26 protein-coding genes are annotated in these 26115 nt (G+C 74.1%); 8 read left to right on the plus strand and 18 right to left on the minus strand.

The genetic code is table 11. From position 1 onward, the window contains the following. Window positions 1–8 precede the first annotated feature (8 nt). Window positions 9–1412 carry a cytochrome ubiquinol oxidase subunit I gene (locus tag PHK61_RS06295; protein ID WP_274280123.1) on the minus strand — a complete coding sequence of 468 codons (1404 nt, stop codon included), beginning with the start codon at window positions 1410–1412 and terminating at the stop codon, window positions 9–11. A 134-nt stretch (window positions 1413–1546) separates the two neighbouring features. On the opposite strand from PHK61_RS06295, the gene PHK61_RS06300 reads away from it, so the two are divergent. Beyond that, window positions 1547–2185, plus strand: a complete 639-nt coding sequence (locus PHK61_RS06300) for a response regulator (protein WP_274280124.1) — start codon at window positions 1547–1549, stop codon at window positions 2183–2185. Here PHK61_RS06300 and PHK61_RS06305 read toward each other — a convergent pair whose 3' ends face one another. Both PHK61_RS06305 and PHK61_RS06310 read right to left on the minus strand, forming a co-directional pair. After that, on the minus strand, window positions 2186–2653 hold the full coding sequence (locus tag PHK61_RS06305; protein WP_274280125.1) for a CoA-binding protein: 468 nt from the start codon (window positions 2651–2653) through the stop codon (window positions 2186–2188). It lies immediately after the preceding gene. Continuing rightward, window positions 2650–3978, minus strand: a complete 1329-nt coding sequence (locus tag PHK61_RS06310; protein WP_274280126.1) for an O-acetylhomoserine aminocarboxypropyltransferase/cysteine synthase family protein — start codon at window positions 3976–3978, stop codon at window positions 2650–2652. Before PHK61_RS06310 ends, PHK61_RS06305 begins: the two co-directional genes overlap by 4 nt. A gap of 87 nt (window positions 3979–4065) precedes the next feature. On the opposite strand from PHK61_RS06310, the gene PHK61_RS06315 reads away from it, so the two are divergent. Next, the gene (locus PHK61_RS06315) at window positions 4066–4287 is read left to right on the plus strand and encodes a hypothetical protein (protein WP_274280127.1); all 222 of its coding nucleotides are present in this window, start codon (window positions 4066–4068) and stop codon (window positions 4285–4287) included. Between the two features lie 8 nt (window positions 4288–4295). On the opposite strand, the gene PHK61_RS06320 is transcribed toward PHK61_RS06315, so the two are convergent. The 10 genes from PHK61_RS06320 to PHK61_RS06365 are packed head-to-tail and all read right to left on the minus strand — an operon-like array spanning window position 4296 to window position 16285. Further along, complete coding sequence (locus tag PHK61_RS06320; RefSeq protein WP_274280128.1) at window positions 4296–4697, minus strand: hypothetical protein; 402 nt, start codon at window positions 4695–4697, stop codon at window positions 4296–4298. A gap of 15 nt (window positions 4698–4712) precedes the next feature. Beyond that, window positions 4713–5195: a GNAT family N-acetyltransferase gene (locus PHK61_RS06325; RefSeq protein WP_274280129.1), complete on the minus strand. Its 483-nt coding sequence runs from the start codon at window positions 5193–5195 to the stop codon at window positions 4713–4715. 55 nt (window positions 5196–5250) lie between these two features. Continuing rightward, window positions 5251–6402, minus strand: coding sequence for an acyl-CoA dehydrogenase family protein (locus tag PHK61_RS06330; protein WP_274280130.1), 1152 nt, complete (start codon window positions 6400–6402; stop codon window positions 5251–5253). After that, window positions 6402–7433: a TIGR03617 family F420-dependent LLM class oxidoreductase gene (locus PHK61_RS06335; RefSeq protein ID WP_274280131.1), complete on the minus strand. Its 1032-nt coding sequence runs from the start codon at window positions 7431–7433 to the stop codon at window positions 6402–6404. The genes PHK61_RS06330 and PHK61_RS06335 overlap by 1 nt, the downstream gene beginning before the upstream one ends. Beyond that, window positions 7430–9196 carry an acyclic terpene utilization AtuA family protein gene (locus PHK61_RS06340; RefSeq protein ID WP_274280132.1) on the minus strand — a complete coding sequence of 589 codons (1767 nt, stop codon included), beginning with the start codon at window positions 9194–9196 and terminating at the stop codon, window positions 7430–7432. The genes PHK61_RS06335 and PHK61_RS06340 overlap by 4 nt, the downstream gene beginning before the upstream one ends. Then, window positions 9193–11112: an ATP-binding protein gene (locus PHK61_RS06345; protein WP_274280133.1), complete on the minus strand. Its 1920-nt coding sequence runs from the start codon at window positions 11110–11112 to the stop codon at window positions 9193–9195. Before PHK61_RS06345 ends, PHK61_RS06340 begins: the two co-directional genes overlap by 4 nt. Before the next feature lie 4 nt (window positions 11113–11116). After that, a complete protein-coding gene (locus PHK61_RS06350) occupies window positions 11117–12778 on the minus strand; it encodes an acyl-CoA carboxylase subunit beta (RefSeq protein WP_420791360.1) in 1662 nt (553 codons plus the stop codon). Further along, on the minus strand, window positions 12775–13563 hold the full coding sequence (locus PHK61_RS06355) for a TIGR03084 family metal-binding protein (RefSeq protein ID WP_274280134.1): 789 nt from the start codon (window positions 13561–13563) through the stop codon (window positions 12775–12777). The genes PHK61_RS06350 and PHK61_RS06355 overlap by 4 nt, the downstream gene beginning before the upstream one ends. Then, window positions 13560–14741: an acyl-CoA dehydrogenase family protein gene (locus PHK61_RS06360; protein ID WP_274280135.1), complete on the minus strand. Its 1182-nt coding sequence runs from the start codon at window positions 14739–14741 to the stop codon at window positions 13560–13562. Before PHK61_RS06360 ends, PHK61_RS06355 begins: the two co-directional genes overlap by 4 nt. 41 nt (window positions 14742–14782) lie before the next feature. Beyond that, window positions 14783–16285: an acyl-CoA synthetase gene (locus tag PHK61_RS06365; RefSeq protein WP_274280136.1), complete on the minus strand. Its 1503-nt coding sequence runs from the start codon at window positions 16283–16285 to the stop codon at window positions 14783–14785. A gap of 73 nt (window positions 16286–16358) precedes the next feature. Between PHK61_RS06365 and PHK61_RS06370 the strand changes: the two genes are divergently transcribed. Further along, complete coding sequence (locus PHK61_RS06370) at window positions 16359–17048, plus strand: TetR/AcrR family transcriptional regulator (RefSeq protein WP_274280137.1); 690 nt, start codon at window positions 16359–16361, stop codon at window positions 17046–17048. Here PHK61_RS06370 and PHK61_RS06375 read toward each other — a convergent pair. From PHK61_RS06375 to PHK61_RS06385, 3 genes are all read right to left on the minus strand, one after another. Then, window positions 17030–17620, minus strand: a complete 591-nt coding sequence (locus PHK61_RS06375; RefSeq protein ID WP_274280138.1) for a dihydrofolate reductase family protein — start codon at window positions 17618–17620, stop codon at window positions 17030–17032. The two genes, PHK61_RS06370 and PHK61_RS06375, sit on opposite strands and share 19 nt — an antisense overlap. 28 nt (window positions 17621–17648) lie before the next feature. Next, on the minus strand, window positions 17649–18062 hold the full coding sequence (locus PHK61_RS06380; protein ID WP_274280139.1) for a DUF6069 family protein: 414 nt from the start codon (window positions 18060–18062) through the stop codon (window positions 17649–17651). A gap of 89 nt (window positions 18063–18151) precedes the next feature. Next, window positions 18152–18583 carry a nucleoside deaminase gene (locus PHK61_RS06385; RefSeq protein WP_274280308.1) on the minus strand — a complete coding sequence of 144 codons (432 nt, stop codon included), beginning with the start codon at window positions 18581–18583 and terminating at the stop codon, window positions 18152–18154. 43 nt (window positions 18584–18626) lie between these two features. Between PHK61_RS06385 and PHK61_RS06390 the strand changes: the two genes are divergently transcribed. The 5 genes from PHK61_RS06390 (at window position 18627) to PHK61_RS06410 (ending at window position 25048) form a co-directional block, all read left to right on the plus strand. Further along, window positions 18627–19472 carry an Fpg/Nei family DNA glycosylase gene (locus PHK61_RS06390; protein ID WP_274280140.1) on the plus strand — a complete coding sequence of 282 codons (846 nt, stop codon included), beginning with the start codon at window positions 18627–18629 and terminating at the stop codon, window positions 19470–19472. A gap of 130 nt (window positions 19473–19602) precedes the next feature. Next, window positions 19603–20958 (plus strand): NADP-specific glutamate dehydrogenase, encoded by a 1356-nt coding sequence (gdhA, locus tag PHK61_RS06395; protein WP_274280141.1) that lies wholly within the window; start codon window positions 19603–19605, stop codon window positions 20956–20958. A gap of 23 nt (window positions 20959–20981) precedes the next feature. Then, window positions 20982–22532, plus strand: coding sequence for an acyl--CoA ligase family protein (locus PHK61_RS06400; RefSeq protein ID WP_274280142.1), 1551 nt, complete (start codon window positions 20982–20984; stop codon window positions 22530–22532). Between the two features lie 19 nt (window positions 22533–22551). Then, a complete protein-coding gene (locus tag PHK61_RS06405; protein WP_274280143.1) occupies window positions 22552–24582 on the plus strand; it encodes a S9 family peptidase in 2031 nt (676 codons plus the stop codon). A 31-nt stretch (window positions 24583–24613) separates the two neighbouring features. Beyond that, entirely contained in the window at window positions 24614–25048 is a 435-nt protein-coding gene (locus PHK61_RS06410) for a hypothetical protein (protein WP_274280144.1), read from the plus strand. A gap of 12 nt (window positions 25049–25060) precedes the next feature. Here PHK61_RS06410 and PHK61_RS06415 read toward each other — a convergent pair whose 3' ends face one another. Both PHK61_RS06415 and PHK61_RS06420 read right to left on the minus strand, forming a co-directional pair. Next, complete coding sequence (locus tag PHK61_RS06415; protein ID WP_274280145.1) at window positions 25061–25453, minus strand: YbjQ family protein; 393 nt, start codon at window positions 25451–25453, stop codon at window positions 25061–25063. Window positions 25454–25526: 73 nt separating this feature from the next. After that, window positions 25527–26096 (minus strand): SACE_7040 family transcriptional regulator, encoded by a 570-nt coding sequence (locus PHK61_RS06420; protein WP_274280146.1) that lies wholly within the window; start codon window positions 26094–26096, stop codon window positions 25527–25529. Between the last annotated feature and the right edge of the window lie 19 nt (window positions 26097–26115).

Raw genomic sequence — 26115 nt, forward strand, 5'->3', positions numbered from 1 at the left:
CGGACCTCTCAGTAGGCCACGGCGAAGGGGCGGTCGGCGTCGTCCTCGCGCGGGGACACCGCCTCCGGGGGTGGCGCGGGCGCCGGGCCGGCCTTGACCGTGCGCACCACCAGCCAGCCCTCGACGACGGCCAGCACGCCGTAGAGCAGAGTGAAGACGATCACCGACGTGAGCACGGACCCGAGGCCCACCGTCGGCGAGACGCCGTCGGCAGTGCGCAGCTGCCCGTACACGACCCAGGGCTGGCGACCCATCTCGGTGAAGATCCAGCCCATGGAGTTCGCGAGCAGCGGCAGCGCCATGGACAGGAGGGCGACGCGGGCGAACCAGCGGGCGGGCACCCGGTGCGCGCGGCCGGACCAGAGCGCGCCGACGGCGACCAGCGCCGCGAGCACGCCGAAGCCGATCATGAAACGGAACGTCCAGTAGGTCACCGGGATCATCGGGCGGTAGTCGCCGGGCCCGTACCGCGCCTGCTCGTCGCGCTGGACGTCGTTGATGCCCTCGACGGTGCCGTCGACCGAGCCGGTGGCCATGTACGACAGCACGCCGGGCACGCGCACGCTCCACAGCTCCTGCGAGCCGTCGAGGCTGCCGATCGTGAACAGCGAGAACGACGCGGGCGCGCTGGTGGTGTAGAGCGCCTCGGCGGCGGCCATCTTCATCGGCTGCTGCTCGGTCATGATCTTAGCCTGGACGTCACCGCTGACGATCACCGCGACGCTCGCGACGATCACCGTCCACGCCCCCAGACGCATCGCCGGCCGGAAGAGGGTGTCCTCGTCGCGGCGGGCCATGAACCACACGCTGATGCCCATCACGGCCGCGCCGGCGACGACGAGCGCCGCGGTCAGCGTGTGCGCGAAGGTCACCAGGGTCGTGTTCTGCGTGAGCACCGCGGCGAAGTCGGTGAGCTCGGCCCGCCCGGTCTCCGGGTTGAACCGGTAGCCGACGGGGTGCTGCATCCAGGAGTTCGCGGCGAGGATGAAGTACGCCGAGAGCACGGTGCCGATCGCGGCCAGCCAGATGCAGGCCAGGTGCACGCGGCGCGACAAGCGGTCCCAGCCGAAGATCCAGAGGCCGAGGAAGGTCGACTCGAGGAAGAACGCGACGAGGCCCTCGATCGCCAGCGGCGCCCCGAACACGTCACCGACGAAGCGGCTGTAGTCGCTCCAGTTCATGCCGAACTGGAACTCCTGGACGATCCCGGTGACGACGCCCATCGCGAAGTTGATCAGGAACAGCTTCCCGAAGAACTTGGTGGCCCGGAGCCAGTGCTCCGACCCGGTGCGGTGCCACGCCGTCTGCATGACCGCCACGAGCAGCGAGAGCCCGATCGTGAGCGGCACGAAGAAGAAGTGGTAGACCGTCGTGATCCCGAACTGCCATCGCGCCGCATCCAGTGCCGACACCGCTCGCCTCGCTCGCCTCGTGGTGGAGTGACGGCGTCCAGCGTCGGTGCCGGCGGGGGGTCGGGGTCAGGTCCCGGTGGTCCCCGGCTGGCGGGACGTCGGTCCCTGCCCCGCCGGGCGCCTAGGCTCAGGGAGTGATCCGTGTCTTCCTCGTCGACGACCACGAGGTGGTCCGCCGGGGCGTGGCCGGGCTGCTCGCCGACGAGCCCGACCTCGACGTCGTCGGGGAGGCGGGCGGCGTCGCCGAGGCGGTCGCTCGCGTCGACGCCCTCCGCCCCGACGTCGCCGTGCTCGACGTCCGCCTGCCCGACGGCAACGGGATCGAGCTGTGCCGGGAGCTGCGCTCGCGCCGGCCGGAGCTGGCGTGCCTCATGCTCACGTCGTTCACCGACGAGCAGGCCATGCTCGACGCGGTGCTCGCCGGCGCGGCCGGCTACGTGATCAAGGACGTGCGGGGCAGCGACATCGCCTCGGCCGTCCGCGACGTGGGCTCCGGGCGCTCGCTGCTCGACCACCGCGCCGCCGCCGTGCTCATGGCCAGGCTCCGCACCCCGCCCGCGGCAACCGACCCCACCGCCGAGCTCACCCCGCAGGAGCACGCGGTGCTCGAGCTCATCGGCGAGGGGCTGACCAACCGGCAGATCGGCGAGCGGCTGTTCCTCGCCGAGAAGACCATCAAGAACCACATCACCCGGCTGCTCGCCAAGCTGGGCCTGGAGCGGCGGGTGCAGGCCGCGGTGCTCGCGACCGAGGTGCGCCGCCGCCGCGGCTGATCAGCGCTTCTTCGCGCTGATCACCCCGGTGTCGAACCCGGCCAGGTGCAGGCCCCCGTGGAAGCGGGCGTGCTCGACCTTGAGGCACCGGTCCATGACCGCGGTGAGCCCGGCCGCCTCCGCGCGCTCGGCCAGCGCCTCGTCGTAGAGCCCGAACTGGAGCCAGAACGTCGACGCCCCGCTCGCGATCGTCGCGTCGAGCACGTCCGGCAGGTCCTCCGGGCGGCGGAACACGTCCACGAGGTCGGGGGTCACCGGCAGCGCGTCGAGCGACGGGTACACCGGGTGCCCGAGGATCTCGCTCGCGTTCGGGTTGACGAAGAACAGCTCGAGGTCGGTGGAGAGCAGGTAGGTCGCGACGAAGTTGGACGCCCGCGCCGGGTTGGGCGAGGCGCCGACCATCGCGACTGTCGTCGTCTTGCGCAGGATCGCCTGGCGCTCCTGCGCCGACGGCGGGGTCCAGGTCACGTGGTCGCCACTCCCTTGGTCGCTTCCGTGAGGGCCTGATCCAGGTCCCAGAGGATGTCCTCGGGGTCCTCGATGCCGACGCTGATGCGGATGAGGTCGGGGCGCACGCCGCCCTCGCGCAGCTGGTCGGCGGTGAGCTGCTGGTGGGTCGTCGACGCGGGGTGCAGCACGAGCGTGCGGGCGTCGCCGATGTTCGCGAGGTGGCTGCACAGCTGGACCGCCTCGATGAACCGCCGCCCCGCGTCGCGGGCCGCGTCCTCGCCCTCGGACGCCCCGCGCACCCCGAAGCTGAACACCGCGCCCGGGCCCTGCGGCAGGTAGCGCCGCGCCCGCTCGTGGTGCGGGTGGCTCGGCAGCCCGGCGTAGCTGACCCACGCGACCCGCTCGTCCGCCTCGAGCCACTCGGCGACCCGCTGCGCGTTCGCGACGTGGCACTCCATGCGCTGGGGGAGCGTCTCGACGCCCTGGAGCAGCAGGAACGCCGAGTGCGCCGACAGCGTGGCGCCCACGTCGCGCAGCTGCTCGGAGCGCACCTTGGTGAGGAACCCGTACTCCTGGAAGTTGCCCCACCACGTCAGCCCGCCGTAGGACGGGATCGGCTCGGTCATCTGCGGGAAGTTGCCGTTGCCCCAGTCGAACCGGCCCGACTCGAGGATGACGCCGCCGAGCGTGGTCCCGTGGCCGCCGAGGAACTTGGTGGCCGAGTGGATGACGATGTCGGCGCCGTGCTCCATCGGCCGGCACAGGTACGGCGTCGCCATGGTCGCGTCGATGATCAGCGGCAGGCCGCGCTCGTGGGCGACCCCGGCCAGCGCGGCGACGTCGGTGACCTCGCCCGACGGGTTGGCGATGATCTCGGCGAACACGAACCGCGTGCGGTCGGTGATCGCGGCGCGGAAGTCGGCGGGGTCGTCGCCGGGCACGAACGTGGTGTCGACCCCGAAGCGGCGCAGGGTGACGTCGAGCTGGGTGACCGTCCCGCCGTACAGGGCCGACGACGCGACGATGTGGTCGCCCGCGCCCGCGAGCGTCGCGAAGGTCAGGAACTCGGCGGCCTGCCCCGAGCTGGTGGCCACGGCGCCGAGCGCGCCCTCGAGGCTCGCGAGCCGCTCCTCCAGCGCCGCGACCGTGGGGTTCGCGATCCGGCTGTAGATGTTGCCGTACTTCTGGAGCGCGAAGAGGTTCGCGGCGTCGGCGGTGTCCTCGAAGACGAAGCTCGTCGTCTGGTAGATGGGTACGGCGCGGGCCCCCGTGGCGGCGTCGGGCACGGCGCCGGCGTGCACCGCGCGCGTGCGGAAACCCCAGGGACGATCCTGACCTGCCACCCCGCCGTTCTACCCCACGCGCAGGGTTGCCGGGTGGGCACGGGTGGGAAGGCCTCCCCGGTCCGCACCCGACGAGGGAGGCACGACATGGCCGTCTGCGAGACCTGCGGCAACGACTACGAGATGGCGTTCGAGATCCGCGCGCAGGGCGCGTCGCACACGTTCGACAGCTTCGAGTGCGCCATCCACAAGATGGCGCCGCGCTGCGAGCACTGCGGCGTGGTGATCGTCGGTCACGGGCACCAGGTCGAGGGGCGCTTCTACTGCTGCGCCCACTGCGCGGGCGCGTCCACCGTCGACCACGCCTGAGCGGGGGTCTACCGGAAGTACGCGTTCGCCGGCGCCTGGAACGAGAACAGGATCGCGGCGATGATCAGCGCGGCCTGGACCAGGCTCACGATCGTCGACACCGCGCCGACGCTCACGCCGAGACCCGCGGTGACCAGCACGCCGATGACGGTGAACACCGCGGACACCCCGCCGAGGACGGCGAGCGCCACGCGCGCCCAGTTGTCGCCCCCGCGCATGCGCAGGGCCAGGTAGACCAGGGCGGCGAGGAACAGCAGCCCGATGATCACGCCGACGACGCCGCCGGCGGCGAGGTAGCCGTTCGGCGCGGTCGCCGACGTCGCCAGGGAGAACACGCTCCCGAGCACGCCGACGACGACGGCGGCGATCCAGAGCCGGAAGGAGCGCTGGACGGAGGTCGGCGGGGTCACGGCGGTCACCGTAGATCACCCCAGGTCCCGGACCCAGCGCCAGACGGTGCCCTCGTCCGGGTCGGTGACCTCGCCGTCGCGGACGAAGCCGTGGCGGCGCAGCACGTGCACCGAGGCGTTCTCCTCGGGCCGCGTGTGCGCCCGGACGCGCCGGACCCCGCCCCGCGTGGCGCGCTCCAGCCACAGCCCGACCGCCGCCGTCGCCACCCCGCGGCCCTGGCGCGACGGCGCGACCGAGTAGCCGATCTCGACCTCGCCGTCGGTCGGCGGGCCGGTGAACCCGCCGAGCCCGACGACCTCGGTGCCGTCGACGATGAGGTGCGCGAACCACCGCGGGTCGACGCCGCCCTCGAGCGCGGTGACGGTGGGCTCGAGGGCGTCGGGGAACGCGAGGTAGCCGTCGACGAGCGTGAGCCCGAACCGTTCCACGAACGCCTCCGGCTCGGTCAGCAGCGTCACCGCCTGCTCCGGCGGCAGCGGCCGCACCTCGATCCCCATGTGAGCGATTTTCGGGGTTATAGCCCGGAAAATCGCTCACATACGCAGAACGGCCCTACATGCCGTGCATCTTGGCGATCACCCGGAGCATGACCTCGTCGGCGCCGCCGCCGATCGAGGTGATCCGCATGTCGCGCAGGAACCGCGCGGTCCACGTCTCCTCGATGTAGCCCAGCCCGCCGTGGTACTGCAGGCACGTGCGGGCCACGTCCTCGCAGAGCCGCCCGATCGCGAGCTTGGCGATGGTCGCGAACCGCGAGGTGTCCTCGCCGCGCATGTACGCCTCGGCGCACGCGTAGTTGTAGTGCCGGCACATGTCCACGCGGGCGTAGAGCTCGGCGAGCTGGTAGCTCAGGTACTGGTTGGTGATCAGCGGGCCGCCGAACGCGTGCCGCTTGCGCAGGTAGGCCGCGGTGCGGTCGAGGGCCCGCTCGCAGGCGCCGACGCGGCCGTAGCAGGCGACCATGCGCTCGTTCTGGAACTGCGCCATCTGCTGCTGGAAGCCGCGGCCCTCGCGCCCGATGGTGTTGCCCACGGGGACACGGGCACCGTCGAACGACAGCTCCGCGGTGTCCGAGCAGCGGTTGCCCAGCTTGTCGAGCGTCCGCGACACGGACACCCCGGGCGTGTCCGTCGGCACGACGATCTGCGACATCCCGCGCGCTGTGTTCGTGGGGCCCTCGTCCGACGTGCGCGCGAGCAGGCACAGCCAGTCCGCCTGCACCCCGTTGGTGATGTAGAGCTTCGAGCCGTGGATCACCCACTCGTCGCCGTCGCGGACGGCGCGGGTGCGCAGGCCGGCGACGTCCGACCCGGCGTCGGGCTCGGTGACGGCGATGGCCGTGACGTGCTCGCCGCGGATCGCCGGGGCGAGGTAGCGCTCCTTGAGCTCGTGGCTCCCGAAGCGCGCCAGCGACGGCGTCGCCATGTCGGTCTGCACGGCGATCGCCAGGCCGACCCCGGCGGCGTCGGCGCGCCCGATCTCCTCGGCCAGGACCACCGAGAACAGGTGGTCGGCGCCGCCGCCCCCGTACGCGGGGTCGTACTCGAGCCCCAGGACGCCCAGCTCGCCGAGCTTGGCGAACAGCTCGTGGGTGGGCATGCGCTCGTCGCGCTCCCACTGGTCGACGTACGGGTCGATCTCCCGCTCGACGAACGTCCGCACGGTCTTGCGGAACGCCTGGTGCTCCTCGGTGAACGCGACCATTACGTCACTCCCTGCAGGTGCGCCAGGGCCGGGCCCCAGCGGTCGGTCTGCGATCCGGACGGCGCGTAGAGCGGGATGCGCTGGGCGATGCCGCCGAAGCGCGCCTCGAGGGCGGGCCCGACCTCGTCGGGCTCGGCGACGATCGCGATGGTGTGCAGGACCTCGTCGTCGACGGCCTCGCCCATGGCGTGCCACTGAGTCGGATCCGTGGCCGCCCGCTTCGACAAGGTGTTGAGCTCGCGGGCGAGGTCGCCCCAGCCGTGCAGCTCGAGCACCGGGTGGTACGCGGGCGTCGACCCGTAGAACGCGACCTGGCGGCGCACGTCCTGCACGGACGCCGCGAACTCCTCCTCGGTGTTCCCGGTGGCGATCAGCGCGGTCGCCGAGAACTCGAAGCCGGTGCCGTCCTTGCCCGCTCTCTCGAAGCCCTGGTGCAGGGACGGCAGCGTCACCTCGTGCAGGTAGCGCTCGGTCGAGAACGCGTGCGCCATGAACCCGTCGGCGACCTCGCCCGCCACCGCCGTCATGCGCGGGCCGACGCCGGCGAGGTGGATCGGGGGGTTGCCGCAGGGGTTCGGACCGGGCGAGAAGAACGGCGTCATCAGCGTGTGCGTGTAGAACTCGCCGCGGAAGTCGAGGCGCTCGCCGGTCGCCCAGGCGTCCCAGATCGCGCGGACGGCGCGGATGTACTCGTGCATCCGGTCGGCGGGCCGCGACCACGGCATCGAGAAGCGCTTGGTGACGTGCGGCTTGATCTGCGTGCCGAGCCCGAGGATGTAGCGGCCGCCGGTGATCTGGTGCAGGTCGTTGGCGGTCATCGCGGTCGTCATCGGCGTGCGGGCGAACGCGACGGTGATCGCCGTGCCGAGGGTGATGCGCTCGGTGCGGGTGGCCGCGAGCGTGATCATCACGGCGGGGTCGTGCTGGGTCTCCGACGCCCAGACGGCGTCGTAGCCGGCTTTCTCCGCGGTGACCGCGTCGTCGGCGAACGCGCTGAGCCCGCCGGTGACCACGGTGGCGTCGACCTTCATTGCAGCAGCTCCTCGGGGATGTCCACGTGACGGGCCCGGACGAACTCGCCGAGCCCCTTGGCCTGCGGGTCGAGCGCGAGGTTGTCGGCCACCCCGCGCCCCAGGAGACCGACGACGGTGACGCCCACCGCGCGCAGCGCCGGGAACGCCCACAGCCGCCGCCCGCAGCCGGCGGCGTCCTCGCCCAGCAGCCACGCGACGTGCTCGTCGTCCCACCAGCTCGCGAGCCAGGCGTACGCCTCGTCGTCGCGCGCCCAGAGCCCGAGCGTCGCGTTGCCGCCCTTGTCGCCGGAGCGCGCGCCCACCAGGCGACCGAGGGGGGCGCGGGTGGTGGTGCGGGTGGTGCGGGTGGTGGTGGTGCGGGGGGTGGCGGAGCGAGGGTCACCTTCGCTGCCTGTCACGCACTCAGGGAGTCCCTCGCTCCCCGAGGGCGCGGGCGCGGGCACCGTCCACGTCCGGTCGTCGAGGCCGACGAGCTGGGGCAGGTCCGCGGCGGGCAGGAGGATCGGCCAGAACACGCTGGCGGCGCTGCCCGGGCCCGGCGGGGTGGTGGCGAAGAAGCCGGGGTAGCCGCTCAGCGCGGTCTCGACGGCCGCCCGGGAGAGTCGCGCGCACGCGTCCCTGCTGCCCGCGACGGCCACGGTGAGCAGGGAGACCGCCTCGGTCATGCGCGCCGGGTCCTCGCGGTCGGCGCGCAGCAGCCGGGTCTCGACGCGCTCGAAGGCCTCGCGCCCGCCCGGCACGCCGGCCCAGAGCGCGGCGAGCGCGTGCTCCGCCTTGGCCTCCACGTCGAGCCCGGTGAGGACGAAGGTCATCTCGTTGTGCCAGCCGGCGGGCACGACCGCGCCGACCTTGACGGTGGCCGGCGGCGCCTCGCCGCGCGTGCCCGCCATCCGCACGCGGTCGGGCGCCTCCTGCGCGAGCGTCACCGTGTCGAGCCGCGCCACGACGTCGGGCGTCAGGTAGCGCGGCCCGTCGACCTCGTAGAGCAGCTGCGCGGTGACCGTCTCCACGGTGACCGCGCCGCCCGTCCCCGCCGCCTTGGTGATCACCGCCGAACCGTCGGCCTCGATCTCCGCGACCGGCAGGCCCACGTGCTCGGTGCCGGCGAGCTCGCCGGCGAACGAGAAGTTGCCGCCGGTGGCCTGCGCGCCGCACTCGATGACGTGCCCGGCGACGACCGCGCCGGCGAGCGCGTCGAGATCGTCGGGACCCCACCCGTGGCGCCACGCGGCCGGCCCGACGACCACCGCGGCGTCGGTGACCCGCCCGGTGACGACGACGTTCGCCCCGGCCTCGAGCGCCGAGACGATCCCACGGCAGCCGAGGTAGGCGTTGGCGACCACCGGCTTCTCGGGGATCGGCTCGCCCGTCTCGAGGTGCGCGGTCTGCTCGGCGGGCAGGCCGGCGACGACGTCGGTGACGTCGTCGCCGCCGACCCAGGCGACACGGGCGCGGTCGTCGATCGCGGCGATCTCGGCGGCGCAGCCCGCGGGGTCGAGGCCGCCGGCGTTCGCGACGACGAGGATGCCGGCGTCCAGGCAGTCGGCGAGCACGTCCTGCATCTGGCGCACGAACGTCGTCGCCCAGCCGCCCTTGCCGCGCTCGCGCTGCTTGGCGAGCAGGCCCATCGTCAGCTCGGCGAGCCAGTCGCCGGTGAGGACGTCGACGTGGACGAAACCCGCGAGGTGCGCGTCGACGATCTCGCGGGCCGCGGCGAGCCGGTCGCCGTAGAAGCCGGAGATGTTGGCGATGGCGATCACTCGGGCGCCCCCAGCGTGACGAGCGTGGCGTGCGCCTCGACGTACTGGCCGACCGCGACGTGCACGCTCTCCACGATGCCGTCGGCGGCGGCCAGGGCCGGGTGCTCCATCTTCATGGCCTCGAGCACGACGAGCTTCTGACCTGCGACGACGTGCTCGCCCTCGGTCACGAGCACCTCGACCACGGTGCCCGGGACCTCGCTGACCGGCCCGGCCCCGCCCGCGGCGGCGTCGGGGGCGGGCAGGCGCGGCACCTCGCGCCACGCGCTGTGGCCCTCGCCGTCGTCGACGTACGCGACACCGGCGTGGTGGGCGACGCGGCAGCGGTACTCGACGCCGTCGAGGGTGACCCGCGCGCCGTCCGGGGAGACGTCGCGCAGGCCGACGCCCTCGAGCGCGGGGACGACCTCGCCGTCCGGCCCCTCCCAGGTGATCGCGGGCCTGGGGGCGCCGCGCAGGAGGCGCCAGCCGGGTGGGGCGAGGTGGGCGAGGGGGTCGTGCTCCCGGCGCGCCGCCGTCGTGCAGGCGACGGCCGCGGCGAGGTGCACGACGCGCGGGGTCGCGGGCTCCGGGGTGCGGAGGCCGGCGTGGCGCTCGAGGAAGTCGGTGCGGGTCGCGCCGGCGAGGAAGTCGGGGTCGCGCAGGACGGCGACGAGCAGGTCGCGGTTGGTCGCCGGGCCGTGGATCTCGGCCTGCGCGAGCCCGGCGGCGAGGCGTCGGGCGGCGGCGGCGCGCGTCGGGGCGTGCGCGATCACCTTGGCGATCATCGGGTCGTAGAAGGCGCTGACCTCGCCCGACGTCCCGAGCGCGTCCTCCCAGCGCAGGTCCTGGTCGTGGCGGTAGCGGTGCAGCGTCCCGGGGCTGGGGCGGTCGCCCGCGGCCGGGTCCTCGGCGTAGAGGCGCACCTCGACGGCGTGGCCGGTCGGCTGCAGGTCCTCCTGCGTGAACGGCAGCGGCTCCCCGTCGGCGATCGCGAGCTGGAGCGCGACGAGGTCGACGCCGTACACCTCCTCGGTGACGGGGTGCTCGACCTGCAGGCGTGTGTTCATCTCGAGGAAGAAGAAGTCCCCGGCCGTGTCATCCAGGAGGAACTCGACGGTCCCGGCGCCGACGTAGCCGAGCCGCTCGGCGAGCGCCACGGCCGTGGCGCCCATCCGCTCGCGCAGCTCCGGCGACACGGCCGGCGACGGCGCCTCCTCGACGACCTTCTGATGACGGCGCTGGATCGAGCACTCGCGCTCGCCGAGGTGCACGACGTGCCCGTGCGCGTCGCCGAGGACCTGGATCTCGATGTGGCGCGGGGCGTCGAGCAGGCGCTCGAGGAAGACGGTGTCGTCGCCGAAGCTGCGGCCCGCCTCGGCGCGGGCGGAACGGACGGCATCGGCCAGGCCGGCCGCCGAACGGACCTCCCGCATCCCGGTGCCCCCGCCGCCCGCGCTCGCCTTGACCAGCAGCGGGAAGCCGACATCCTCGGCGGCCCGGGCCCACTCGGCGGTGCCCCCGCCGGAGAGCAGGGCGTCGGGCAGCGTCGGGACCCCGGCCTCGCGGGCCAGCACCTTGGCGGTGTGCTTGACGCCCATCGTCTCGATCGACGCCGGCGCCGGGCCGACCCACGTCAGCCCGGCGTCGGCGCAGGCGCGCGCGAAGGACGCGTTCTCCGAGAGGAAGCCGTAGCCGGGATGTACGGCGTCGGCGCCGGTGGCCCGCGCGGCGGCGAGCACCTGGTCGACGTCGAGGTAGGTCTCGGCGCTCGTCGACCCGCGCAGCGCCACGGCCCGGTCGGCCTCGGCGACGTGCGGGGCGGCGGCGTCGGGCTCGGAGTAGATCGCGACCGTGCGGATGCCGAGCGTGCGCGCGCCGCGGATCACCCGACGCGCGATCTCGCCGCGGTTGGCGACGAGCAGCGTGCTGATCATGTCCTCACATCCGGAACGGCGCGAAGCGGGTCGCGCCGGCGATCGGGGCCGAGTGGACGGCCGACAGCGCCAACCCCAGCACGGTGCGGGTGTCGCGCGGGTCGATGACCCCGTCGTCCCACATCCGTCCCGACGCGTAGACGGCGTTCGACTGCGCCTCGACGGCGTCCTCGATCGCCGTGCGCGTGGCGGCGTCGGCCTCCTCGGAGTACTCGCGCCCCGCCCGTTCCGCCGAGCGCCGCTGCACCATCGACATGACGCCGGCGAGCTGCGCGCCGCCCATGACCGCGATGCGGTGGTTGGGCCAGGTGAAGACGAAGCGCGGGTCGTAGGCGCGCCCGGACATGCCGTAGTTCCCGGCGCCGTAGGACGCGCCGACCATCAGCGTCAGGTGCGGGACCTCGGAGTTCGACACCGCGTTGATCAGCTTGGCGCCGTCCTTGATGATCCCCCCGCGCTCGTAGGCGGAGCCGACCATGAACCCGGTGATGTTCTGGACGAACAGCAGCGGGATCGACCGGGCGTTCGCGAGCTGGACGAACTGGGCGCCCTTCTGCGACTCCTCGGAGAACAGGATCCCGTTGTTCGCGAGCACGCCGACCGGGAAGCCCCCGATCGATCCCCAGCCACAGACGAGCGTCGTGCCGTAGAGCGGCTTGTGCTCGTCGAACCGCGAGCCGTCGAGCACCCGGGCGAGGACGTCGCGCACCTCGACGCTCCTCTTCGCGTCCGACGCCGCACACGCGAGCAGTTGCTCGGCGGGCAACACCGGTGGGTCCGGAGGCAACGACGGCCCCGGCCCGGCCTTGCGCCAGCCCAGGTCGGCGACGATCCGCCGCCCGATCCGCAGGGCGTCGCGCTCGTCGGCGGCGAGGTGGTCGGCGAGCCCGGACTCGCGGGCGTGCATCTCCGCGCCGCCGAGGGTCTCGTCGTCGACGTCCTCGTTGATCGCCATCTTCACCAGCGGCGGGCCGCCCAGGTAGACGGTGGCCTGCCCGCGGACGAACACCGTGTACTCGCTCATCCCCGGCATGTACGCCCCGCCGGCGGTCGAGGAGCCGAAGACGACGGCGATCGTCGGGATGCCCGCCGCGGACAGGCGCGTCATCTCGCGGAACGTGCGCCCGCCGGGGACGAACAGGTCGGCCTGGCGCGGGAGGTCGGCGCCGCCGGACTCGACCAGCGCGACCACCGGCAGCCGGTTGCGCTCGGCGATCTCCAGCGCGCGCAGCTGCTTGGTGACGCCGATCGGGGTGATCGAGCCGCCCTTCACCGTCGGCTCGTTCGCGACCACCATGCACTCGACGCCGCTGACCGCCCCGATGCCGACGACGAGGCCCGCGCCCGGCGTCGTCAGGTCCGGCTCGTGCGCCCCGGCGAGCGCGCCGATCTCGAGGAACGCGGCGTCGGGGTCGAGCAGCAGGTCGACGCGCTCGCGGGCGGTGAGGCGGCCGCGGTCGTGGTGGCGCTCGACGTACCTGGCGCCGCCGGCGGCCAGCACCGTCGCGGCGACCTCGTCGACCCCGGCGAGGGCGTCGAGCATCGCGGCGCGGTCGGCGGCGTACTCCGGCGACGCGGGCTCCAGCCGCGAGCCGAGGACGGCCGCCGGCGAGACGTCGGGCATGCGGATCGACGGTCCAGCTCCGCTGCGCTTCGTGTCCGTCATGCGCGAACAGGGTCCTTCCCCGGCGTCCCCGCGAACGCCTGGCCGAGCTCCATCCATTCGCGCGCGGCGTCGCCGGTGATCTCCAGCGACGTGTCGTCGACGTGGCGCCGGCGCACGAGCACGAGGCAGAACTTCTCGGCGTCGCCGGTGATCGCGTCCCCGCCGTCCTCCCTGCCCTCGCCCCATCGCCACACGTCGCCCGAGGGGCCGGTGAGCTCGATGCGGACCGGCACGTCGGGGACCTCGCGGCCCCGGACCCGGTAGCCCTGCGCGCGGGCGCGGACGGCGATGTCGGCGACGTGGCGCAGCCGGTCGGTCGGCGCGAGCCGCGCCCCGACGGCGTCGGCGACGTCGCCGCCGTGCGCCCAGGTCTCCATGATCCGGCTGGTGATCGCCGAGCGCAGCGACATCGACGGGCCGTACCAGGGCAGGCGCGCCGAGGGGTCGCACGCGCGGGCGGCACGGTCGAACGCCCGGGCGGCGTCCTGCCAGTAGGCGAGCGCCGCCGGCCCGACCTCCGGGACCTCGCGCAGCGTCCGGTCCACGTAGCCCGCGATGTCGGTGATCGCGTCGCGCTCGGCCTCGAACTCCGCCGGCGTCGAGATCGCCCGCGCGAACGCCCCGTCGAACCAGCCGAGGTGGGCGATCTGGTCGCGCACCGTCCAGGGCTCGGCGCGCGTGGGCAGCGTCCACGAGTCGCGCGGCAGCTCGCGCACGATCGCCATCACCGCCGCGCGCTCGGCGTCGAGGTCGGTGAGCAGCTCCTGCACGGACGGCGCGCTCATCCGTCCAGCCCCAGACGCCCCGCCACGACCTCGTCCATGATCTCGGTCGCCCCGCCGCCGATCCCGAGGATCCGCGCGTCGCGGTAGTGGCGCTCGACCTCCGCGCCGTGCATGTAGCCCATCCCTCCGTGCAGCTGGACGGCACGGTCGACGACGGCGTCGCACGCCGCGACCGCGGTGTTCTTGGCCATCGCGAGCTCGGTGACGACGTCCTCCCCGGCCTGCCAGCGCGCCAGCACGTCCCGGACGTAGGTCCGCGCCACAGTGGCCTCGCGGGCCATCCCGGCGATCTGGTGCCGCACGACCTGGCGCTGCGCGAGTGCCGAGCCGAACGTCCGGCGCGAGCGGGCCCACGCGATCGTCAGGTCGACGCAGCGCTGCGCGGTCGCGTACGCCTGCACGGCCATCGACAGCCGCTCCGCCGCGAAGTTGACCATGATCTGGCGGAAGCCGGTGCCCTCGGCGCCGACGAGGTTCGCCGCCGGCACCCGCACCCCGTCGAAGCGCAGCTCCGCGGTGTCGCTGCAGTGCCAGCCCATCTTGCGCAGCCGCGAGCGCGACACACCGGGACGGTCGGTCTCGATCACCAGCAGGGAGATGCCGCGGTGGCCCGCGCCGCCGGTGCGCACCGCCGTGGTGACGAAGTCCGCGCGCGTCCCCGAGGTGATGAAGGTCTTGGCGCCGTCGACGACGTACTCGTCGCCCTCGCGGCGGGCGCGGGTGCTGATCGCCGCGACGTCGGAGCCCGCCTCGGGCTCCGTGATGCCGAGCGCGCTGATCGCCCGCCCGGCGAGTGCCGGCGCCACGAACCGCGCGATCTGGTCGGGGTCGCCCGCGGTCGCGATGTGCGGGACCCCGATGCCGTGGGTGAACAGGCCCGCGCACACCCCGCTCGACCCGCCGGAGAGGATCAGCTGCTCGGCGACGAGGCACGCGTCGAGGTGCTCGCCGACCCCGCCCGCGGCCGCGGGGAAGCCCAGCTCGAGCAGGCCCAGCGCCCCGGCGCGCTCGTGCAGCGAGCGCGGCAGCGCGCCCTCGTCCTCCCACCGGTCGAGGTGGGGGACGATCTCGCGCGCCGTGAAGTCGGCGACCAGCTCCCGCAGCGCCCGCCGCTCCGGCGTCGACCACGCGTCGTGCGCGGAGCCGGAGCAGCGAGGGTGACCCTCGCTGCTTCCCACGCAGCCAGGGACTCCCTCGCCCGATCCCGTCGCCGACCCCGTCACCGGCGGACCGCCTCGGCCTGCCCGGTGAACTGCTCGCGCAGGACCCGCTTGAGCAGCTTGCCGGTGGCGTTGCGCGGCAGCTCGTCGACGATCTCGACGCGCCGGGGTGCCTTGAAGTGGGCGATGCGCTCGCGGGCGAAGGCGATCACCTCGTCGGGATCCAGCGCGCCGGACGCCACCACGACCGCCAGCACCGTCTCGCCCCACTGCGCGTCGCCGACCCCGACGACCGCGACGTCGGCGATCGCCGGGTGGCGGTGCAGGACCTGCTCGACCTCGACGGGGTAGACGTTCTCGCCGCCCGTGATGATCATGTCCTTCTTGCGGTCGACGAGCGTCACGAAGCCCTCGGCGTCGCGGACGCCCAGGTCTCCGGAGTGGAACCACCGGTCGCGCAGCACCTCGGCGGTCGCCTCCGGGCGGTTCCAGTAGCCGGAGAACACGGTCGGGCCGCGCAGCACCAGCTCGCCGACCTCGCCGACGCCGACGTCCTCCCCGCTCGGGGAGACCAGCCGCGCGTCGACGTGCAGGAACGGGCGCCCGACCGAGCCCGCGTGGGTGAGCACGTCGGCGGCGTCGAGGAAGAGCGCGGCCGGGGACAGCTCGGTCATCCCGAAGCCCTCGGTGAACGTCCAGCCGAGGCCGGTGAAGTGCTCGATGACGGTGACGGGGCACGGGGCCCCGCCCGAGATCGCCCAGCGCAGCGACGGCTGCGGCGGCAGGGACGGCAGCCGGGTCAGCGCCGCCCACATCGCGGGCACGAGGAACTGGGTGGTGACGCCCTCGGCGGCCATGAGCTCGGCGAACGCCGCGGGGTCGAACGACGGTACGACGACCACGGTGCCGCCGGCGTAGAGCAGGGGGAGCGCGGAGAGCCCGAGCGCGCCGATGTGGAACAGGGGCGCCGCCGCGATCGTCACGTCGGAGCCGCCGATGCCGGGGCCCGCGGTGACCATGTTGATCGCGTTCCACAGCATGTTGTCGTGCGTGAGCACGGCGCCCTTCGGGACGCCCGTGGTGCCCGAGGTGTACATGATCACGCAGGGGTCGTCGCCCGCGGCCGGGTGCGCCGCGACGGTGCCGTCGCCCGGCTCCTCGCCCAGCTCGACGACCGACGGCGCCGGCCCGCGCAGCTGCGCCGACGATCCCTCCGCCAGCGCCGCGAACGCCGTCGAGCGCACGAGCACCGTGGCGCCCGAGTCGCCCAGCACGTGCGCGACCTCGGCGGGTGCGAGGCGGTGGTTCACCGGCACGGCCACCGCGCCGAGGCGCGCCGCGCCGAAGAGCCACTCGAGGTAGGCGGCGGAGTTCTCGCCGAGCAGGGCCACGCGCGTGCCGACCCCGACGCCGAGCGCCGCCAGGGCCGCGGCCCTGGCGGCGACGCGGCGGTCGAGCGCGGCGTAGTCGTGGCGGGCGCCGGTGGCGACGTCGACGAGGGCCGTGTGACCCGGCCGGCGCACCGCCCGGCGCGCGATCCAGTCGGCGATCCCACCGTCCATCGCCGGCCTCCCGTTTCCGTCGTGACCTGCGCTACTCTGCCCGTACGTGCGGTCAGTTTTCAAGGGGGTGTCGATGGCCGAGCCGGTGGTGGCCCCGGGCCGCCCCCGTGGCGGGCGGCGCGACGAGATCCTCGCGACCTTCACCCGCCACGTCGCCGAGCGCGGCTACGACCGCGCCAACTTCGGCGACGTCGCGACCGAGCTGGGGATGAGCAAGGGCACGATCGTCCACCACTTCGGCACCAAGGACCGGATGCTCGCCGAGGTCCAGGAGCGCTACATGGGGCGGCGCCTCGAGGAGGCGCACGCGTTCCTCGCCCGGCTGCCCGCCCCCGAGCAGCGTCTCGCGGCGTTCGTCCACGCCGGCGTGCGCTACTCCACCCTCGAGCCCGCCACCACCGTGGCGTTCCAGCGGGAGGTCGTGCGCCTCACCCACGAGCCGGGGATGGAGACGGCGCGGGCGCAGCGCGACGCCTACCGCGACCTGGTCGTCGCGGTCCTGCGCGAGGGGCAGGAGGCCGGGGTGTTCGTCCCCGGCGACGCCCGGCTGCGCAGCCTGCAGATGTTCGGCTCGCTGCACTGGATGTGGACGTGGTTCGACCCGCAGGGCCGCCTGCCTCCCGAGGACGTCGCCGCCGAGTTCTGCCGCACGCTGCTGCGCGGGCTCGGCACCCCCGACGAGCTCGCCGCCGTCGCCGCCGACCCGCACGGCCCGGTCGCCACGTGCGTGGCGGAGATCGTGGATCAGCGGGCGACGCGGTAGGTGGCGATGAGCACGCCGGTCGCGGCCTGCTCGACGGAGACCAGCTCGAGCGGCCGGGCGGCGCCGGACGTCGGGAAGACGCCCTTGCCCCCGCCGAGCAGGATCGGCTCGATCATCAGGCGGTACTCGTCGACGAGATCGGCGTCGGCGAGCTGGACGGCCAGCGACGCGCTGCCCTGCACGAGCAGCGTGCCGTCCTCGCGCTCCCGCAGCTCCCGCACGGCGCCGACCGCGTCGTCCGCGGGCAGGAGCGTCGAGTGGTCCCACGTCATGTCGGCCTCGGTGAGCGTCCGCGAGGCGACGTACTTCGGCATCGCGTTGAGGAGGTCGGCGAACGGGTCGCCCGCCTGCGGCGCCCAGGCCGCCGCCGAGACCTCCCAGGTCCGGCGCCCGAACAGCATCGCGTCGGCCTCGCGCAGGGCGCGGTCCCATGTGGCGCCCATCGTCACCGGGTCGAAGTAGGGCATCGACCAGCCGCCGTGGGCGAAGCCGCCGTCGGTGTCCTCGTCGGGCCCGCCGGGGGCCTGGGTGACGCCGTCGAGGCTCATGAACTGGGTGACGAGGATGCGCACGATGACCTCCGGGAACGTCGGGACGGGCTCAGCGGCGGGTGAACGCGGGGATCAGGACGGCGGCGACGGCGAGGTGGGCGATCATCAGGCCGATGCGGGTCGACGCGGTCGCCGCGACCAGGCCGATGGGGGTCATCGACACGGCCAGGACGCCGACGGCGAGCCAGGTCCAGGCGGTGCGGCCCCAGGAGGCGACCCGCTCGAGCACCGCCAGCAGCGCCCAGCCGAGCAGCGCGACGACGATCGTGGTGCCGACGGCCGCGGGGATGTCGACGCGGGCGGTGCCCTGCACGTCGGTGATCCAGTAGTCGGCGCCGAGCAGCGCGCCGACGCTCCAGCCCGCCAGCGCCGCGGCGCCGGCCCCGACGACGGCGAGGCCGCGGACCTTCGCGCGGGAGGACGTCGCGGTGGTGGCGGCGGCGGGGGCGGTGACGACGGACATGGTGACCTCCGGGTGGGGTGCCAGCGGGTTTCTCTGCCCCCAGGTCGAACGGCGGTCCCCGGTTTCGACACGACCCCGCGGAGGATTTCCTACTCGGGTCCGCCGATGTCCTCCAGCCACGCTTCGGGATGCTCGGCGGCGAAGCGCGCCATCAGCTCCGCGCAGGCCGGGTCGTCGAGCACCGACACCTCGACGCCCTGGTCGGCGAGCCAGGCGTGCTGCCCGCCGAAGTTCTCGGCCTCGCCGACGACCAGGCGCGGGATGCGGAACTGGCGGATGAGCCCGGCGCAGAACCAGCACGGCGAGAGCGTCGTGACCATGGTCGTGTCGCGGTAGTGCGGGCGGCGCCCGGCGGCGCGGAACGCGGCGGTCTCGCCGTGGGTGGCGGGGTCGCCGTCCTGGATGCGCCGGTTGTGGCCGCGCCCGAGGAGCTCGCCATCGGCGCCGAACAGCGCCGCGCCGACCGGGACACCACCGGCGGCCGCACCGGTCCGGGCCTCCTCGAGCGCGACGGCGAGCATGGCGGCGGGAGTCAGCACGCCGCTCACGCTGCCACGCCGCAGAATGGATCGCGTGCCGGAGCTCCCCGAGGTCGAGAACGCCCGTCAGGTCGTCGAGAAGGCGCTGGACCGGGTGATCGCGAGCGTCGACGACACCGACGAGTTCGTCTGCCGCCCGCACGGTCCGGGCGAGATCGACCACGCGCTCAAGGGCGGGCGGCTCACCGCGGCGCACCGGCGGGGCAAGACGATGTGGTGCGACACGGTCACCGCCGACGGCGCAGACGGGCCGGCCCTCGGCATCCACCTCGGCATGGGCGGGCGCATCTTCGTCACGGGCCCGTCCGGGGACGCCGAGAGCCTCTACGCCGGCGGCGACCCGCACGTCGGCGGCATGCCGAAGAAGCCCGGCGAGCGGCCCGACAAGCCCGAGTGGGATCGCTTCCGCATGACGTTCGACGACGGCGGCGAGCTGCGCCTGTTCGACAAGCGCCGCCTCGGGCGCGTGCACCTCGAGCCCGACGTCGACGCGCTCGGCCCCGACGCCGCGGAGATCACCCGCGACGAGTTCCGGTCCCGCGTCGGCAAGGGCGTCGTCGCGATCAAGGCGAAGCTGCTCGACCAGTCGGTGCTCGCCGGCGTCGGCAACCTGCTGGCCGACCAGACACTGTGGCAGGCGCGCCTGAGCCCGTCCCGCCCCGCGGGCGAGCTGTCGACCGAGGAGCTCGACGCCCTCCGCCGCGAGCTGCGCCGGGCCACCCGCAGTGCGATCACGAAGGGCGGCGTGCACACCGGCGAGGTGATCCCCCACCGCGCGAAGGACGAGACCTGCCCCCGCTGTGGCGCGCCGATGGTGCGCGGCACGGTCGGGGGCCGCACCACGTGGTGGTGCGAGAAGGAGCAACAGTGAGTGACTGAGCTCCTGGAGCCTCTGGGCGGTGCTCCCGGCGCCCTGACGATCGTCCGCCGTCCGACTGACGCGGATCATCGGCGGGTACCAGCCTCATCGGCACGGGACGACGACGTACCGGGAGGACCGAGTGGCGCGCGACGGCAGCGACGAGCCCGAGGACGCGGCCCTGCGGAAGGTCTGGCGCGAGGTCCTGCGCCGCGATCCCCACCAGGAGTTCTTCCACTCCGACGTGCGCGGCGTGCTGCGCAGCATCGGCCCGGTGCTCCTCGAGCACCCGGAGTACGTCGACGTCGTCGGGCGGCTCTGCGAGCCCGAGCGGGTCATCGTGTTCCGCGTGCCCTGGGTCGACGACGCGGGGCGGGTGCGGGTCCACCGCGGGTTCCGCGTCCAGTTCAACTCCGCGCTCGGCCCGTACAAGGGCGGTCTGCGGTTCGCGCCGTCGGTCGACCTCGACATCATCAAGTTCCTCGGCTTCGAGCAGGTGTTCAAGAACGCCCTGACCGGCCAGGACATCGGCGGCGGCAAGGGCGGCGCGGACGTCGACCCCAAGGAGCTGTCGACCGGCGAGCTCATGCGGTTCTGTCAGTCGTTCGCCACCGAGCTGGCCGGCCACGTCGGCGCCGCGGTGGACGTCCCCGCCGGCGACATGGGCGTCGGGTCCCGCGAGATCGGCTGGATCTACGGGCAGTACCAGCGCCTCATCGGCTACCACGAGCCCGGCGCGTTCACCGGCAAGCCCGCGGTGCTGGGCGGCTCGGCGCTGCGTCCCGAGGCCACCGGGTTCGGCACCGTCTACTTCACGCAGCGCATGCTCGCCGAGCAGGGCCGCGACCTCGACGGCGCCCGCGTCGTCGTCTCCGGCAGCGGCAACGTCGCGCTGTTCGCGATGGACAAGGTGATCGCCTCGGGCGGCACCGTCGTCGGCTGCTCGGACTCGCGCGGGTCGGTGTCCGAGCCCGACGGCATCGACGTCGACCTCCTGCGCGAGGTCAAGGGCCAGCGCGGCTCGGTGGCCGACTACGCCGAGAAGCGCCCGGACGCCGAGGCCTCGGACGGCTCCCCGTTCACCCTGGAGTGCGACGTGGCGCTGCCCTGCGCGACGCAGAACGAGATCGGGCCGGACGAGGCCCGCGCGCTCGTCGAGCACGGGTGCTGGGCGGTGGCCGAGGGCGCCAACGGCCCGGTCACGCACGAGGCGCGGGAGGTCCTGCGGGAGGGCGGCGTCGCCTTCGCGCCGGGCAAGGCCGCCAACTCCGGGGGCGTCGCGGTGTCCGCGCTGGAGATGCAGCAGAACGCCGGCCGCGAGCGCTGGAGCGCCGAGGACGTCGACGAGCGCCTCTCCACGATCATGTCCGACGCCTACGACCGGGTCCGCGACGCCGCCGAGCGCTACCACGGCGACCCCACCGACCTGGAGAACGGCGCCAACGCCGCCGGCTTCCTGCGGGTCGCGGGGGCGATGACGAGCCTGGGCGTGGTGTAGGGCGATCGGGTAGTACTCGGGTCATGTCCGTCACCCCGGCTCCCTTCAGCTTCGCCGAGCTCACGCCGACGGCGTTCCTGGACCGCGCGGCCCACGTGTTCGCCGGTCGCGACGCGATCGTCGACGGCGACGTCCGGTTCACCTACGCCGAGTTCGGCGCTCGGTCGCGGCGGCTCGCGGGCGCGCTGCACGAGCTCGGGATCGAGCCCGGCGACCGCGTCGCGGCGCTCGCCAGCAACAGCCACGTCATGCTCGAGTGCCACCACGGGGTGCCCTACGCGGGCGCGGTGCTCGTGCCGCTGAACACCCGGCTCTCGGTCGACGAGATCGTCCACATCGTCGAGCACTCGGGGGCGAAGCTGCTCATCGCCACCCGCGAGTTCGTGGCGAACGCGCGCGCGGTCGCGGAGCGCACCGGGGTGGCGCTCGTCGAGGAGGGCGAGCGCTACGACGGCCTCGTCGCCGACGCCCCCGAGCGCGTCGTCCCGGTCGCCGACGAGCGCGGCCTGCTCGCGATCAACTACACGTCGGGGACCACCGGGCGGCCCAAGGGCGTGATGTACCACCACCGCGGCGCCAACCTCCAGGCGCTCGCGATGGCCTTCCACCTGCGCCTCGAGCCCGCCTCGCGCTACCTGTGGACCCTGCCCATGTTCCACTGCGACGGCTGGTGCTTCCCCTGGGCGGTCACCGCGGCCGGCGGGCTGCACGTCTGCCTGCGGGCGATCGACGCCGAGGAGATCTGGCGGCTCATCCGCACCGAGGGCGTGACGCACTACTGCGCGGCCCCGACCGTCCTGACGATGATCGCCCACGCGGAGGCGGCCACCGAGGGCCCGGCGCCGGAGCGGGTGACGGTCGCGACCGGCGGTGCCCCGCCCTCGCCGACACTGCTCGCGCGGATGGACGAGCTCGGGATGTCGGTCACGCACCTCTACGGCCTCACCGAGACCTACGGGCCCGCCGCGGTCAACGACTGGCACCCCGAGTGGGACGCCCTCGACGCCGACGAGCAGGCGCGGCTCAAGGCGCGCCAGGGCGTCGGCAACGTCGTCGCGCAGCGGCTGCGGGTGCTCGGCGGCGACGACGCCGACGGGGGCGACGTGCCGTGGGACGGCGAGACGCTCGGCGAGCTCGTGCTGCGCGGCAACGACGTCATGCTCGGCTACTACCGCGACCCCGAGGCGACCGCGGAGGTCGACGCCGACGGCTGGTTCCGCACCGGTGACCTGGGCGTCATCCACCCCGACGGCTACATCGAGATCCGCGACCGGAGCAAGGACGTCATCATCTCCGGGGGCGAGAACATCGCGTCCGTCGAGGTGGAGCGCGTGCTCGACAGCCACCCCGCCGTGATCGAGTCGGCGGTCGTCGGGGCGCCCGACGAGCAGTGGGGCGAGATCCCGATCGCGTTCGTGACGGTGTCGCAGGACGTCGCGCCCGAGGTGCTCGTCGAGCACGTCCGGAGCCACCTCGCCCGGTTCAAGGCCCCGAAGCGCATCGTGTTCACCGAGCTGCCCAAGACCTCGACCGGGAAGATCCAGAAGAACGTGCTGCGCGAGCGGACGGAGTAGCGGCGCCTACGGTGGCGGCGTGACCCCGCTGCCCCACGGTTCCTGGCCGACGCCGATCACGTCCGAGCGCGTCGTCGCGGCCGCGGTCCGCCTCGACGACGTCCGGCCCGACGGGCGCGGCGGCGTCGTGTGGGGCGAGAGCCGGGCGACCGAGGGCGGGCGCACGCAGCTCTTGCGCCGCGACGCGGACGGTGCGGTCGCCGACCTGCTGCCCGAGGGCGGCAACGCCCGCACCGCGGTCCACGAGTACGGCGGCGGCGCGTGGTGGGTCCACGAGGGCGTGGTCTTCGCCGTCGACTGGGCCGACCAGCGCCTGCGCCGCCTCGACGACGGCGTGGTCACGCTGCTGACCCCCGAGCCGGCGGTGCCGCGCGGCGACCGCTACGCCGACGGCGACGTCTCCCCGGACGGCACCTGGCTCGTCTGCGTCCGCGAGCACCACCCCCGCGAGGGCGCCCCGGCCACCGAGCCGGATGGTCCGGCTCCGCTGCGCTCCGCGTCCCGGGTCGTCAACGAGCTCGTGCGCCTCGACGCCCGGACGCCGGGGGAGCCGGAGGTGCTGGTCAGCGGCCCCGACTTCGTCGCCGCCCCGCGCCTGTCGCCCGACGCGACCCGGCTCGCGTGGATCTCCTGGGACCACCCGTCGATGCCGTGGGACGACACCGTGCTCACCGTGCGGGACCTGGCGACCGGCACCGACACCGTCGTCGCGGGCGGGCCGGGCGAGTCGGTCCTCGAGCCGGCCTGGCAGGCAGGAGGGGCGCACGCCGATAGGGGCGCGCTGCACTTCCTCTCCGACCGCACCGGGTGGTGGAACCTCTACCGCTGGTCCGCCGACGAGGGCGTCACCCCGCTCGTGGTGATCGACGCCGAGATCGGCCTGCCCGCCTGGCAGCTCGCCGGCGCCCGGCACGCGGCCGTCGGGGACCGCGTGGTGTTCGCGCGCTCGTCGCAGGGGTTCGACGCGCTGTGCGTCCGCGCCCCCGACGGCACGGTGACCGAGCTCGACACCCCGTTCACGGCGGTCCGCTCGGTGCGCGCGGAGGGGCCGGAGAGCGTCGTCTGCGTCGCCGGCTCGCCGACCGCCGAGGCCGGGGTGCACCGCGTCGCCCTCGACGGCACGGTGACCACGCTGCGCGCGCCCCGCGACCTCGGGCTGGACCCCGCGACGATCTCGGTCCCGGAGCCCATGACGTTCGCGTCGGTCGACGGCGAGGGCCGGCCGCGTGACGCCCACGCCCTGTACTACGCCCCCGTCGGCGACGGTCCCGACGGTGACCGTCCGCCCCTGCTCGTCGTGATCCACGGCGGCCCGACCGGACAGGCCAGCCCGGTGCTCGCCCTGGGCCTGCAGTACTGGACGAGCCGCGGCTTCGGGGTCGTCGACGTCGATTACGGCGGCTCCACCGGGTACGGCCGCGCCTACCGCGAGCAGCTCAAGGGCGCCTGGGGCCTCGTCGACGTCGCCGACTGCCTCGCCGCGGCCCGCGCGCTCGCCGACGCCGGGCGGGTCGACCCCGCGCGGCTGGCCATCCGGGGCGGCTCGGCGGGCGGGTTCACGACCCTCGCCGCGCTGGCCCGCGACGACACCCCGTTCTCCGCGGGCGCCGACCACTTCGGTGTCGCCGACCTCGAGGCACTCGCGCACGACACGCACAAGTTCGAGTCGCGCTACCTCGACGGGCTCGTCGGCCCCTACCCGGCGGCGCGCGACGTCTACGTGGAGCGCTCGCCGATCACGCACGTCGAGCGCTTCGCGACGCCGCTCATCGTGCTGCAGGGCGACGAGGACGCGATCGTCCCGCCGAACCAGTCGGAGATGATCGTCGAGGCGCTGCGCCGGCGCGGCGTCCCGGTCGCCTACCTGCTCTTCTCCGGCGAGCAGCACGGCTTCCGCCGGGCGGAGAACATCCGGCGCGCGCTCGACGCCGAGCTCGCCTTCTACGCCGAGATGTTCGGGTTCGCGCTGCCCGCCGGGGAGGACATCGCCCCCGTCCGGATCGAACGCGGATCGTCCGCTTCCGTCCCGGGCGCACGCGGTGCACAGTGAGAGGCGTCACTCGGAGTGAGGAGGGATCGCCGTGGCGACCTCACGACTGGGCCGGTTCTTCGGACGCGGCCGCGACGCCCGGGCGGTCGGGACCGTGCCGCCCGCCTACACCGGTGTCGGTGCGCCGCGCCCGTACGACCCGCCGCCCGGCGCGCCCGGGCACGGCACCGCCGGCTACGGCACACCCCCGCCGCCCACGCCCGCCGGCGTGGTCACCCGCGCGCAGTACGACGAGGCCGTGCGGCGCCGGCGCGAGGCCGACCAGCACGTGGGGGTGTTCGAGCGCTTCGACGCCAAGCTGAGCGAGCAGATCCACGAGGCCACCGAGGCCGGACGCACCGACTACGTCCGCGAGCTGCTCTCGCGGCAGCGGTCGGTGCGCGCGCGCCTCGAGGAGGCGACGATGCGGCGCAACCGCCTGCTCGGGGTCGAGGAGGAGTACGGGGCCGCCACGCGGGGTCGGTAGCTCAGACACGCTCTAGCGCTGGGTGTGCGGCACGACGTAGACGGCGGTGCCGTAGGCGGCGATCTCGCTCGCGGTCTGGGCGATCTCGTTGCAGTCGAAGCGCAGCGCGAGCACCGCGTTGGCGCCGAACGCCATCGCCTCCTCCGAGAGCCGCCCGAGGGCCTCGTGGCGCGAGTCGGACAGCAGCTTCGACAGGCCCTTGAGCTCGCCGCCGGCCATCGCCTTGAAGCCCGCGCCCATGGTCGAGAACATGTTCCGACTGCGGACCGTGAGCCCGAAGACCTCGCCGAACACGCGGACGACCTCGTAGCCCGGGAGGTCGTTCATGGTCGAGAGCAGGATCGGGTAGCGCTGGCCCTGGAACTGTCCGGGGTGCTGGCCGTGCTGCTGCTGCGGCTGGTTCACGAGTGCGGAGCGTAGCGGCGGGACCGGGCGCCGCGGGGCGACCCCGCCCGGCCTGTCGCCGCGTCGTCGCCGGTCAGACAGGGTGCGCGTGCAGGGCGGCCCGGGTCATCGTGGTGAGGATGTCGGCGGCGACGTCGGCGCCGGTGTGGGTGGCGCTGCGGGGTGTCGAGTTCATCAGCCCGAACGCCGCGTGCGCCGCGACGCGGGCGGCCTCGTCGCTCGCCGCGAGCTCGGCCCGGACCAGCGCGCCGACCCAGATCTCCACGTACGCCCGCTGCAGGCCGCGGACGCTGCGGCGCGCATCGTCGGGCAGGTTGGCGAGGTCGCGGTCCTGGACGGTGATCAGCTCGGGTTGGCGCAGCGCGAAGTCGGTGTGGAAGGCGACGAGCGCGTCGAGCAGCGCGACGGGGTCCGGGTGCTCGGCGGCGCGCTCCTGGCCGCCCGCCAGCAGGTGCTCGCTGATGCCGACCAGCATCTCGGCGAGCAGGCCCTCCTTCGACGGGAAGTGCCGGTAGAGCGCCGGCCCGCTGACCCCGACCGCCGCGCCGATCCCGTCGATGGACACGCCGTGGAAGCCGTGCCGGGCGAACAGGCGCGCGGCCTCGGTGAGGATCTGCTCGCGGCGAGACGTCGTGACCGGCACCCTCGGCACACTAACGCCT

It is taken from the genome of Actinomycetospora lutea, assembly GCF_028737205.1.
Taxonomy (GTDB): domain Bacteria; phylum Actinomycetota; class Actinomycetes; order Mycobacteriales; family Pseudonocardiaceae; genus Actinomycetospora; species Actinomycetospora lutea.

What these genes read in the sequence shown, in the direction of transcription:
- PHK61_RS06315 (WP_274280127.1), top strand. Translation starts at nt 4,066, where the DNA reads ATGGCCGTCTGCGAGACCTGCGGCAACGACTACGAGATGGCGTTCGAG.
- PHK61_RS06325 (WP_274280129.1), bottom strand. Translation starts at nt 5,195, where the DNA reads ATGGGGATCGAGGTGCGGCCGCTGCCGCCGGAGCAGGCGGTGACGCTG.
- PHK61_RS06330 (WP_274280130.1), bottom strand. Translation starts at nt 6,402, where the DNA reads ATGGTCGCGTTCACCGAGGAGCACCAGGCGTTCCGCAAGACCGTGCGG.
- PHK61_RS06335 (WP_274280131.1), bottom strand. Translation starts at nt 7,433, where the DNA reads ATGAAGGTCGACGCCACCGTGGTCACCGGCGGGCTCAGCGCGTTCGCC.
- PHK61_RS06345 (WP_274280133.1), bottom strand. Translation starts at nt 11,112, where the DNA reads ATGATCAGCACGCTGCTCGTCGCCAACCGCGGCGAGATCGCGCGTCGG.
- PHK61_RS06350 (WP_420791360.1), bottom strand. Translation starts at nt 12,778, where the DNA reads ATGACGGACACGAAGCGCAGCGGAGCTGGACCGTCGATCCGCATGCCC.
- PHK61_RS06355 (WP_274280134.1), bottom strand. Translation starts at nt 13,563, where the DNA reads ATGAGCGCGCCGTCCGTGCAGGAGCTGCTCACCGACCTCGACGCCGAG.
- PHK61_RS06365 (WP_274280136.1), bottom strand. Translation starts at nt 16,285, where the DNA reads ATGGACGGTGGGATCGCCGACTGGATCGCGCGCCGGGCGGTGCGCCGG.
- PHK61_RS06370 (WP_274280137.1), top strand. Translation starts at nt 16,359, where the DNA reads ATGGCCGAGCCGGTGGTGGCCCCGGGCCGCCCCCGTGGCGGGCGGCGC.
- PHK61_RS06380 (WP_274280139.1), bottom strand. Translation starts at nt 18,062, where the DNA reads ATGTCCGTCGTCACCGCCCCCGCCGCCGCCACCACCGCGACGTCCTCC.
- PHK61_RS06385 (WP_274280308.1), bottom strand. Translation starts at nt 18,583, where the DNA reads ATGCTCGCCGTCGCGCTCGAGGAGGCCCGGACCGGTGCGGCCGCCGGT.
- PHK61_RS06390 (WP_274280140.1), top strand. Translation starts at nt 18,627, where the DNA reads ATGGATCGCGTGCCGGAGCTCCCCGAGGTCGAGAACGCCCGTCAGGTC.
- PHK61_RS06400 (WP_274280142.1), top strand. Translation starts at nt 20,982, where the DNA reads ATGTCCGTCACCCCGGCTCCCTTCAGCTTCGCCGAGCTCACGCCGACG.